The following is a 9780-nucleotide window of genomic DNA, read 5'->3' as shown; positions in this document are numbered from 1 at the left end:
CTATTGCGGGCGTGGCGGGTGTCGTGACTTGCGCCGACCAGGCCCCGCTGCCTGTCAGCTGAGCGTCCCCACACGCGAGGGCAGTTCATGTCGGCCGCCATCGCGGGCGTGGCGGGTGTCGTGACTGTGCCGACCGGGCCCCGCTGTCTGTCAGCTGAGCGTCCCCACGCGCGAGTGCAGTCGGGTCGGTCGCCGTCGAGAGCCGGGATCACGGCGTGACGGGTGTCGTGGTGCGGCTCGTCCGGTCGCGTCCCAGAATGTGGGGATGACATCCGCCGCGCGAGTGATCCTCGCTCCGGACAAGTTCAAGGGGTCGCTCGCCGCGCCGGAGGTGGCGGCGGCCCTGGCTTCCGGACTGCGGAAGCGGGCGCCGGGTGCCGAGATCCGGCAAGTGCCGGTGGCCGACGGGGGCGACGGCACGGTCGAGGCGTTCGTCGCGGCGGGTTGGACGCGGGTGGAGGTGACGGCGCCGGGACCGACCGGGGTACCGCACCCGACGGCCTACGCCCGGCACGGTACGAAGGCTGTCGTCGAATTGGCGGCCGTGGTCGGGCTGGCGCACCTACCCGGGGGACAGCCCGACCCGTTGGGGGCGAGCACATATGGGCTCGGTGTGGTCTTGGCGCACGCTATGGAGCACGGCGCGAGCGAGATCGTGCTCGGTCTGGGCGGCAGCGCCTCCACCGACGGCGGCGCGGGCATGGTGCAGGCGCTCGGCGTTCGCATCCTGGACGACGAGGGGCGCGAATTGCCGCGCGGCGGAGCGGCTTTGACCCGCGCGGCGCGGCTGGACCGCTCCGGCCTGCACCCCGGTATCGCCGGTACCGAGATCACGCTGGCCTGTGACGTCGACAATCCGCTGCTCGGACCGACCGGCGCGACGGCGGTGTACGCGCCACAGAAGGGCGCCGGGCCCGCCGACCTCGACGTTCTCGAAAACGCGCTCGCGATGTGGGCGCGGCTCGTCGGCCCCGAGTTCGCGCGGCTCCCCGGCGCGGGCGCGGCGGGCGGTACGGGTTTCGGCGCGCTCGCCGTACTGGACGCTCGGGTGCGCAGCGGTATCGAGGTGGTGCTCGAATCGCTCGATTTCCCCGCCTTGCTCACCACCGCGACCCTCGTGGTCACCGGAGAAGGATCGCTAGATCGGCAGAGCCTGCACGGCAAGGCGCCGATCGGCGTGTGCGCGGCCGCCCGGAAGGCAGGCGTGCCGGTGATCGCCGTGGCGGGCCGCACGCTGCTCACGCCCGAGGAGATCCGGTCCGCGGGTTTCGCTGATTGCTATGCGCTCGCCGATCTGACCTCCGACCCGGAACGCTCGATATCCGAGGCGGCGGCGCTGCTCGAACGCGTCGGCGGGCGGATCGCCGAGGAGTGGCTGGGTTAGCTCGCCGACGCCAGCAGGTTCGCGGCCAGCTCGGTCTTGTGCCGGTCGCCCCACTCCTCGAGCGGACGCAGCGCGACGGCCAGTTCCTCGCCGAGGGGGGTGAGCGAGTATTCGACCCGGGGCGGTACCTCGGGATAGACCTCGCGGTGCACCACGCCGCTGGCCTCCAGCTGGCGCAGGTTCTCGGCGAGCACCTTCTCGCTGACCCCGTCGAGCAGCCTGCGGATGTGGCCGAAGCGCTGCGGGCCCGCGCCGAGCACCCACATCAGGTGCATCTTCCACTTGCCGCCGACGACATCGATCGCGACCGTCATGCCACACACTTCGTGATCCGCGTCACCGCTCATGCCCACCGCGCTCCTCTGACCTCGTTTCGGACCTCGAGGTAAGCAACCGCACCTCGACGTTCGGTCTTCCCGACCCTACCTGCGGGAACGACGATGAACACCGGCGCCGATCCACGTAATCACGAGAACCGAAGGGACACATCATGTCCGAGCAGAACACCGCCCGCGCTGTCTCCGTCGTCGGCCTCGGGCCGATGGGTCAGGCGATGGTCCGGGCCTTCCTGGCCGCGGGCGTCGAGGTGACGGTGTGGAACCGCAGCCCCGAGAAGGCCGACGCCATGGTCGAACTCGGCGCGAAGCGCGCCGCGACCGTCGCCGACGCGCTGGACGCCAACGAGGTCACCGTGCTCAGCCTCACCCACTACGCCGCGATGTACGACGTGCTCGGCCCGGCAACCGGCCATCTGAAGGGCAAGGTGATCGCGAACCTGTCGTCCGATTCGCCGGAGAAGGCCCGCAAAGGCGCGCAGTGGGTTCGCTCGCACGGCGCGCAGTTCCTCTCCGGCGGCGTCATGTCGGCGGGGGACAACATCACGCATCCGGCGTCCTACATCTTCTACAGCGGCCCGCGCGCGGTGTTCGACGCGCACGCCGAGCTGCTGCGGCCGTTGAGCCCGCAGGAGTACCTCGGCGCCGACGACGGCTTGGCGCAGGTCTTTTACCAGGGGCTGCTGACCATCTTCCATCCCTGGTTGCTCGCCTTCGACCAGGCCACGGCGATGATCGACCGCTCCGGCCACGACATCGCCGCTTTCGTCCCGTTCGCGATCCGCTCCGCCGCCGCATTCCCCTATTTCATGGAGGAGTTCTCGGTCGCCAATCAGAACGGCGGCTGGGCGTCGCTGGCGAGTTTGAAGATGATGGACGCGGGCGCGCAGCACGTCATCGACGCGAGCGAAGAAGTCGGCGTGGACGCCGTGCTCTCGCACACCGCCCAGGGGCTGTGGCGTAAAGCCGTCGCCGCCAGCGAGGAGGCGGGGAAGCCCATCTCCACTTACGCCCTCCTCCGCAATCCCTGACCGATCCTGTTATCCGGCCTCGCCGAATCGGCCGGTTCCTCGTCCGTGCGAGGAGCCGACCGGCTTCGCGAGGCCGGTTTGCGTTCCGGGGTCGATATGCAGCCCATCAACGCCAACGCCGACCGCTGGATCAACCGGTACGGCCGCGAGCGAGTGAACGCCGTCATCGTGCGGCCGATTCGTGAAACGAGAGCAGTGCTCTTGACTACGCCGCGTCGTGTGTGGAACACTTCTCTCTATAGAGAGCAGTGCTCACAATAAGGAGTAGTCATGGACCTCGGCACCCGCTACATCGGCCCCGCCGGATTCGACGCGATCTTCAACCGGATCGCCAACCTGTTGCCCAAGCTCGGCATCAGCGTGATGGGGTCGCGCCTGCTGGCGGTGCGCGGGCGCAAGAGCGGCGAGTGGCGCACCACGATGGTCAACCTGATGGTGCGGGAAGACGGCGAGCGCTTCCTCGTCGCGCCGCGTGGGCACACGCAGTGGGTGCGTAACCTGCGCGTGGCGGGCGGCGGCGAACTCCGCCTCGGCCGCAAGGTCGAGGCGTTCACCGCCACCGAGGTGGCCGACGCCGACAAGGTGCCGCTGCTGCGCCTCTACCTGCGGAAGTGGGGCTGGGAGGTCGGCAGGTTCTTCGAGGGCGTGACCAAGGACGCCACCGACGAGGAACTCGCCGCCATCGCGCCGGGGTTCCCGGTCTTCCAGCTGAACTAACTCGGGCGGGCGAGGAATTCGATGGCGGCGGCGTAACCCTGGATGCCCATGCCCGCGACCACCGCGGTCGCGATCGGGGAGATGTAGGAGTGATGCCGGAACTCCTCGCGCGCGTGCACGTTGCTGATGTGCACCTCGACGATCGGCAGTTCCGGAATCACCAGCGCGTCCCGCAGCGCCACCGAGGTGTGGGTGAGTCCGCCGGGATTGATCACGATGCCCGACTCGGCACCCCGCGCCTGGTGGATGCGGTCGATGAGCGCGCCTTCGGAATTGGACTGGAAGGCGACGACCTCCCGGTCGAACCTCGCCGCCGTCCGCCGGCACAACTCCACCACGTCCTCCAGCGTCGCCGACCCGTACACCTCCGGTTGCCTGGTGCCGAGCATGTTGAGGTTCGGGCCGTTCAGAACCAGGATCGGGCCCGGCGTCGCGGTCGCAGCCATGCACGGCAAGATACCGCGCCGCCGCCGGGCCCGACCGGCTACAGCCCCTGTGGACCTTCCGAGCGCAGGTCGTCGACCTTGCGCATGGCCTCGCGCAGTTCCTCCAGCCACGTCTCCGCGTGCTTGCCCGCCAGCTTCACGGTCCAAGCCAGCGCGTCGGCGCGGGAACGGGCGACGCCCGCGTCGACCAAGGTGTCGAGCACCTTGCGCTCCGGCTGGCGCAGCCGGGTCATGACGGGGACGGCGAGATGGGTGAACATGATCCGTTCCCCGTCCACCGAGACGCCCCAGGCCACATTGCGCCGGTAGCGGTGCTGTGCTTCGTTCGCGATCTGCATGCGGGCCGGACGGGTCGACTCGCGGAACCGGGCGACCGCGCCCTCCTTCGTCGCGCGCGGCACTTCTTCGGTCGAAGCGCCGGCGTCGTCGGCGTCCGGCTTCTTCTCCGGCTGCGGAATCGGCAGTTCCCCGATGACGACGATCTCGTCCCGGTCCACCTCGATCACCGGCGGGCCGGTGAACCAGTCATTCGGCAATCTTCCGGCGAACCAGTCGGGCACGTCCGACGGGTCCGGCAGATCGGCCTGCTGCCAGCCGCCCGTGCGGCCGAAGCCCCGGCCGCGGTGTGCGTTTCTCATTGGCGGGTCACCTACTTACTGCTCTGCGGTGCTTTCAGTGATTACAAGATTACTTCTCAATGCGCCGCTGGGGGTTCCGCTGTGTGCGAACAGGGGTCCGATTGCTTCGATCCGCACCCTTAGGGGTATTTATTGATTCGAAACGTCGAGGGCGGCGGTAACCGCGCGACTTTTCGAGAAGGCCGGTACGGTAGCGGCGCCGGTTGCCGCCGACCGGCTGGGCGATGATCATGAAAGGCCCCCCGAGATGCGACATCCCGGGGCAGAATTGGGATGCTGAGCATGGGTAACGTCCGCGCTACGGAGGCATCGCGGTCTGGTCTTTTTCGGGTACGGTGGTCTTGTTACTGGAGTGACAAGAGTGAAGAGTGGGCGACATGGACGTGTGGGGATCCCGCCGCTTTCGTGTTCGCGGCGCAATGGCACTCATGGGGGTGGCGGCGCTCGCGCTCGGGATCGGGTCGTGCGGGATACACGAGAAGCAGAACGAAGCCGAAGCGGTCGTCGAGCGCTTCACCGATCTGCTCGACGATCAGGACTACACCAAGGCGGCAGACCTGACGTCGTACCCCACCGCGGCTACAGCAACCCTTAAGCAAATGTTTACCGGGCTGCAGGGCGCCAAGGTCGACTACCGCAAGACCCAGTTCATCGGTCTCGATGCCGAGTCGGCGATCTTCAGCATGGACGTCGAGTGGAATTTCGGTGAGAAGAAGACCTGGAACTACAGCCTGGAAGGCAACGTGCGCAAGCTGGCCATCGGCTGGCGGATCTCCTGGGAGCCCGCGGTCGTGATGCCCCAGCTCACGCACAACCGGAAGGTGCAACTGGTGCGCACCTATCCGACGCCTGCGCCGCGAGTCAACGACATCGCCGGTGAGCCGTTGATGACCGAGCAGGTCATCAACGTCGTCAAACTGGATCCCGCCAAGATGCCCGACCCGATCGCGTCCACCGACGCCCTCGCCAAGGCCATCGAGCCGGTCGCGCCGTTGATCACCGGGGCGTCGCTGATGCAGCAGCTGGCCACCTCGCAGGGCAAGCCGATCGTCGCGGTGAACCTGCGCGAGGGTGACTTCGCGATCCTGGAACCGCGAATGGCGCCGATTCCCGGTGTGGTGATGGAGAAGCAGCCCCGGCTGATCTCCGCCGACCGCCGGGTCTGGTCGCCGATGCTCGACGCGCTGCGCAAGGTACAGCAGGAAAGCCAGGAGGCGCACTCCGGATGGGGCGTCCAACTGTTCGAGCAGGACGGGCGGTTCATCACTCAGCTCGCGGGCCAGCAGGGTCCGCCGGGACCGGACATCGCGGGCACGATGGATCAGCGCTTGCAGCGTGCCGCGGAGGACGCGGTGGTCAGCGTGCCCACGCAGGCCTCGATCGTGGCGATCCAGCCGTCCACCGGCGCGGTGGTGGCGGTCGCGCAGAACAGCCAGGCCAGTGAGCACGGGTCGGTGGCGTTCACCGGGCTGTATCCGGTGGGCGGCGCCATGGAACTGTTCCGCGCGGTCGCGGCGTCGGCGAAGGGAAAGGCGCCGCAGGAAGTGTCGGTGCAGGACGCGGCCGAAGCGGCGACCGCGCTCGGCGTCGGCATCGACTTCAAGGTGCCCGGCCTCGACGAGGTCACCGGCCGTCTGGCCGTCGCGGGACGCAGCGCGGAGCAGGTGTCGCAGGGTGGCGGTTCGGACGCCGTGCTGGCCAGCCCGTTCGGCATGGCCATCGCCGCGGCCACGATCGTGCGCGGGTCGGTGCCGCCGCCGATGATCGAGGCCGGTCGCCCGAGCGCCACCGATGCCCGGCTCGACCCGCTCCCGCCGCAGACCGCCGACCGGCTGCGCGCCATGCTGCGCGACGCCTCGAACGCGCCGGAGCTCGCGAGTGTGCGCCGCTACCGCGACGTCGACGCGTTCGCCGCGACCGCGGGCCCGGACGGGTGGCTGATCGGGGCGATGGGCGATCTGGTCTTCGCGATCCACATCAACGACGTGGACAGCAAGGACGCGACCCCGCGGATGGCGGCCCGGATGCTACAGGCGCTGGCTACTCCGGAACCGTGATCGCCGGACGACTTCGGTCACCGCGCGCCAGCCGAGCAGGAACACCGCGAGCACGACGCCGGCCACCAGGACGAAGCTCACCGCCGTGCCCTGCCCGCTGACCACGCGCAGCAGCATGCCCACGGCCAGGGTGCAGGCCCAGATCACGACCCCGGCGGGCCACAGGGCGGTGATGTCGAACCGCGCGTCAGCGGCGGCGCGCCACCGCGGCGACACCACGACGAGCCAGCCGACGACCAATCCCGTCGCGAACGGCCATACGGTGCGCAGCAGTCCGGCGAGCACCGCCTCGTCGTGGCTGCGCCTGCCGATCGCGCAGAAGACGACGACGAGCAGCGCATCGAGCACGAACGGCAGCAATTTCCTCACGCGGGCCAGCGTAACGGGGACCTCGACGCGGTCGCGGTCACAACCGCCGCTGCTCGAATTCCCGCTCGAACTCGGCGTCGTCGGCCTGCCGCCTGCGGAACAGGAACAGGAACACGATCCACCCGGCGATCGCGACCAGGATGAAGCTCACCATCCGATAGACGAAAGCCGCGGCGACCGCCTGCGCGGCGGGCAGACCGGCCGCGGCGGTGAGGCCGTAGATCAGCGTGGCGTCGACGTAGACGATGCCGCCCGGCGCGAAGGGGATGGACCCGACCGCCTTGCCCACGGCGAAGGCGAGCAGCAGACCGGCGATGCGCGGATCGGCGCCCACCGCGTAACAGGCCGCGCCGAGGCAGGCCACGTCGGCGAAACGGTGCACCAGCGCCCAGAGCGCCACCAACACGCCGTCGCGCTTGCCGAGCTTCACCGATTCGAGCTGGTCGAGTACATCCTCGATCTTGGCGGCGCCGGACTCCGGCGCGCGCTTGCGCAGCCGGTTGACCAGCGCGAGCAGCTTGCGCAGCAGTGCCTCGAGCGAACCGGGATGGCGCGACACGTGGTTGCCCGCCCACACCAGGGCGACGACGGCGGCCACCGAGAGGATCAGCTTGAACGGGCCGACGCGCCCGCCCGCCAGCAGCGTGCCGCCGACGCCGAGCAAGGCCAGGCCCACCGCGGCGACCACGCCGGAGAACACCAGCTGCCAGGAGGCGACGATCGGACTGGCGCCCCAGCGCCTGGTCTGCCGGTAGGTGAACGCGGTGGAGAACACCTGGCCGGCGGGCAAGGTGACCGACATCGCCGTCGCACCGTAGACCACCGCGACGGATTTCCGCTGGCTCACCGCGACGCCGCCCGCGTTGAGCAGCTGCTTCTGCACCCGGCCGAACCCACTCATCGACAGCGCCTGCAGCCAGATCGATGCCGCCAGCCACCCCCAGTGGATCTCGGTGAGCTTCTGCCAGGACTCGTGCAAGCGCGGCCAGAGGTACACGCCCTCGGCGATCAGCAGGGCCAGCAGTGCGGCGCCGAGCACCCATTTCAGCCAGCGGAATCTGCCACGGCGGGAACCCGCCGTGGGCGGCGGCGCAGGATCCCCTGCCAGTTCCCCGTCGGCCGTCACGCGGTTAGCCTAACGAACGCACCGTTTCGACCTCGGTATCGTCGGGCGCGTCGGCCCGTTCGCGGGGCCAGGCCAAGAGCGTTTTCCTGCGTCTGCCGCGCAGCTGCACCTCGTCGCCGGTTTCCCACTGGTCCTGCTCGCTTTCCTCGGCGAAATACAGCGCACTACCCGAGGCCAGCGTTCGGCCGGGACGTTCTTTGGCCAGCTCGGTGAGCCGGGATGCCTCGTTGACCGGGTCTCCGATCACCGTGTACTCGAAGCGGTTGGCCGCGCCGATGTTGCCCGCGACGGCCAGGCCGGCCGAGACGCCGATGCCGATGTCGAGGCCCGGCACTTCCCGCAGGGTTTCGCGCAGTTCGCGCGCGGCGGCGAGCGCGGCGGTCGGTGCGTCCGGGCGATCCAGCGGCGCGCCGAAGATGGCCAGCGCCGCGTCGCCGACGAACTTGTTGACGAAGCCGTGGTGGCGGTCGATCACGTCGACCACGATGCGGAAGAACTCGTTGAGCAGGCTGACCACCTCGGTGGGCGGGCGTTCGGCCGCGGCGGCGGTGGAGCCGACCATGTCGACGAACAGCACCGCGACGAACCGGGTCTCGCCGCCGAGCTCGGTGCCGTAGTCCAGCGCCCGCTGCGCCACCTCCTCGCCGACGTGCTGACCGAACAGTTCCTGGAGTTGGCGGCGCTTGGCGGCCTCCTCCATCATCCGGTTGAAGCCGACCTGCAGCAGGCCGATCTCGCTGCCGTCGAAGACCTCGACCTGCACGTCGCGCGCCCCGGCCTGGACCCGGTCGATGGCCTGGCTGAGCTGGCGTACCGGGTCGGAGATGCTCGAACCGGTGAGCATCGACAGCGCGAGCGCCTGCATGATCACCACGCCGCACAGCAGCAGGATGGAGATGGCCAGCGACTGCGCGGAGAACTTCACGTCCGAGGAGATCTGGGTGACGCACAGCAGCACGATGGCGATGGTGGGGGCGAAGGTGCCCATGCCCCAGGTCATCGCCATCCTGGTGCCGACGCCCGGGGTGAGGGTGTGGTCGAAGGTGCCCTCGGTCAGCGCCTGGGCCGCGACCGGGCGCAGGATGCGTTCGCCCAGCATGTAGGTGAAGCCGAACACGATGGTCGCGGCCATGCACTCGGTGACGATGACCGCTCCGGCCAGCGCGGGAGTGTCCCGGATGATCAGCGCGGCCAGCACGGCGCCGCCGATCAGCCACAGCGCGAGATGCAGGATCGCCTGGCGCAGCGGTGCGTGCAGCGCGGCCATCTGCTCTTGGCGGCTCGGCGGGCCGCCGCGCATCTGCCAGCGCATCACCGGACGCAGCATGAGCGCGGACGCGGCCATGCTGAGCAGGCCGCCCGCCACGAAGACGACGGCCGGGATCAGCAGGCCGGTGCGCCTGGCACCGGAGGCCTCACCCTCCGGGACGGGTAGCCCGTACTGGATGAACGCCCACACCAGAACCGCGCCGAAAGCGTTCGCCAGCAGCATCGATGTCAGGTACAGCGGCCAGCGCGTTCGCATGGTCTGTTTGACCGCTTCCAAGGGCGCCGACACGGGCTCCAATCTAGCGTTTCGATCATGTCGGCATGTCCGCGGCGCTGGCCGCCGGTCGCGCCGCCACTGATCGCGGACGGGGTACGGCCGGGCCGGTTAGGCTCACGGAGGTGACCGAC

10 protein-coding genes are annotated in these 9780 nt (G+C 69.4%); 4 read left to right on the top strand and 6 right to left on the bottom strand.

Features of this window, described 5'->3' with window-relative positions:
- Window positions 1-265 precede the first annotated feature (265 nt).
- A complete protein-coding gene (locus ABZ552_RS01300; protein WP_281876287.1) occupies window positions 266-1384 on the top strand; it encodes a glycerate kinase in 1119 nt (372 codons plus the stop codon).
- Here ABZ552_RS01300 and ABZ552_RS01295 read toward each other — a convergent pair.
- A complete protein-coding gene (locus ABZ552_RS01295; protein ID WP_281876285.1) occupies window positions 1381-1731 on the bottom strand; it encodes a helix-turn-helix domain-containing protein in 351 nt (116 codons plus the stop codon). The genes ABZ552_RS01300 and ABZ552_RS01295 overlap by 4 nt on opposite strands.
- Before the next feature lie 143 nt (window positions 1732-1874).
- Between ABZ552_RS01295 and ABZ552_RS01290 the strand changes: the two genes are divergently transcribed.
- Together ABZ552_RS01290 and ABZ552_RS01285 are read left to right on the top strand one after the other, a co-directional pair.
- Window positions 1875-2750: an NAD(P)-binding domain-containing protein gene (locus ABZ552_RS01290; protein ID WP_281876282.1), complete on the top strand. Its 876-nt coding sequence runs from the start codon at window positions 1875-1877 to the stop codon at window positions 2748-2750.
- 270 nt (window positions 2751-3020) lie between these two features.
- Window positions 3021-3467, top strand: a complete 447-nt coding sequence (locus ABZ552_RS01285; RefSeq protein WP_281876281.1) for a nitroreductase family deazaflavin-dependent oxidoreductase — start codon at window positions 3021-3023, stop codon at window positions 3465-3467.
- Here ABZ552_RS01285 and aroQ read toward each other — a convergent pair.
- Both aroQ and ABZ552_RS01275 read right to left on the bottom strand, forming a co-directional pair.
- On the bottom strand, window positions 3464-3913 hold the full coding sequence (gene aroQ, locus ABZ552_RS01280) for a type II 3-dehydroquinate dehydratase (RefSeq protein ID WP_281876280.1): 450 nt from the start codon (window positions 3911-3913) through the stop codon (window positions 3464-3466). The two genes, ABZ552_RS01285 and aroQ, sit on opposite strands and share 4 nt — an antisense overlap.
- Before the next feature lie 38 nt (window positions 3914-3951).
- Entirely contained in the window at window positions 3952-4551 is a 600-nt protein-coding gene (locus tag ABZ552_RS01275; RefSeq protein ID WP_281876279.1) for a hypothetical protein, read from the bottom strand.
- Between the two features lie 419 nt (window positions 4552-4970).
- Between ABZ552_RS01275 and ABZ552_RS01270 the strand changes: the two genes are divergently transcribed.
- Entirely contained in the window at window positions 4971-6608 is a 1638-nt protein-coding gene (locus ABZ552_RS01270) for an NTF2-like N-terminal transpeptidase domain-containing protein (RefSeq protein ID WP_357435142.1), read from the top strand.
- Here the strand turns inward: ABZ552_RS01270 and ABZ552_RS01265 are convergent.
- From ABZ552_RS01265 to ABZ552_RS01255, 3 genes are read right to left on the bottom strand one after another with little or no spacing between them, the layout of a single operon-like run.
- Entirely contained in the window at window positions 6579-6977 is a 399-nt protein-coding gene (locus ABZ552_RS01265) for a DUF3054 domain-containing protein (protein ID WP_357435140.1), read from the bottom strand. The two genes, ABZ552_RS01270 and ABZ552_RS01265, sit on opposite strands and share 30 nt — an antisense overlap.
- Before the next feature lie 37 nt (window positions 6978-7014).
- Complete coding sequence (locus ABZ552_RS01260) at window positions 7015-8103, bottom strand: YbhN family protein (RefSeq protein WP_281876273.1); 1089 nt, start codon at window positions 8101-8103, stop codon at window positions 7015-7017.
- Window positions 8104-8107: 4 nt separating this feature from the next.
- Window positions 8108-9628: an adenylate/guanylate cyclase domain-containing protein gene (locus ABZ552_RS01255; RefSeq protein ID WP_281881208.1), complete on the bottom strand. Its 1521-nt coding sequence runs from the start codon at window positions 9626-9628 to the stop codon at window positions 8108-8110.
- Between the last annotated feature and the right edge of the window lie 152 nt (window positions 9629-9780).

This window comes from Nocardia sp. NPDC019219 (genome assembly GCF_040632645.1).
Taxonomy (GTDB): domain Bacteria; phylum Actinomycetota; class Actinomycetes; order Mycobacteriales; family Mycobacteriaceae; genus Nocardia; species Nocardia sputorum.
This window is presented reverse-complemented; position numbering and strand designations above follow the sequence as displayed.

Excerpts from the sequence above, each read along its gene's own strand:
- ABZ552_RS01295 (WP_281876285.1), bottom strand. The coding sequence starts at position 1,731 with ATGAGCGGTGACGCGGATCACGAAGTGTGTGGCATGACGGTCGCGATC.
- ABZ552_RS01255 (WP_281881208.1), bottom strand. The coding sequence starts at position 9,628 with ATGCGAACGCGCTGGCCGCTGTACCTGACATCGATGCTGCTGGCGAAC.
- ABZ552_RS01275 (WP_281876279.1), bottom strand. The coding sequence starts at position 4,551 with ATGAGAAACGCACACCGCGGCCGGGGCTTCGGCCGCACGGGCGGCTGG.
- ABZ552_RS01290 (WP_281876282.1), top strand. The coding sequence starts at position 1,875 with ATGTCCGAGCAGAACACCGCCCGCGCTGTCTCCGTCGTCGGCCTCGGG.
- ABZ552_RS01285 (WP_281876281.1), top strand. The coding sequence starts at position 3,021 with ATGGACCTCGGCACCCGCTACATCGGCCCCGCCGGATTCGACGCGATC.
- ABZ552_RS01300 (WP_281876287.1), top strand. The coding sequence starts at position 266 with ATGACATCCGCCGCGCGAGTGATCCTCGCTCCGGACAAGTTCAAGGGG.
- aroQ (WP_281876280.1), bottom strand. The coding sequence starts at position 3,913 with ATGGCTGCGACCGCGACGCCGGGCCCGATCCTGGTTCTGAACGGCCCG.
- ABZ552_RS01270 (WP_357435142.1), top strand. The coding sequence starts at position 4,971 with ATGGCACTCATGGGGGTGGCGGCGCTCGCGCTCGGGATCGGGTCGTGC.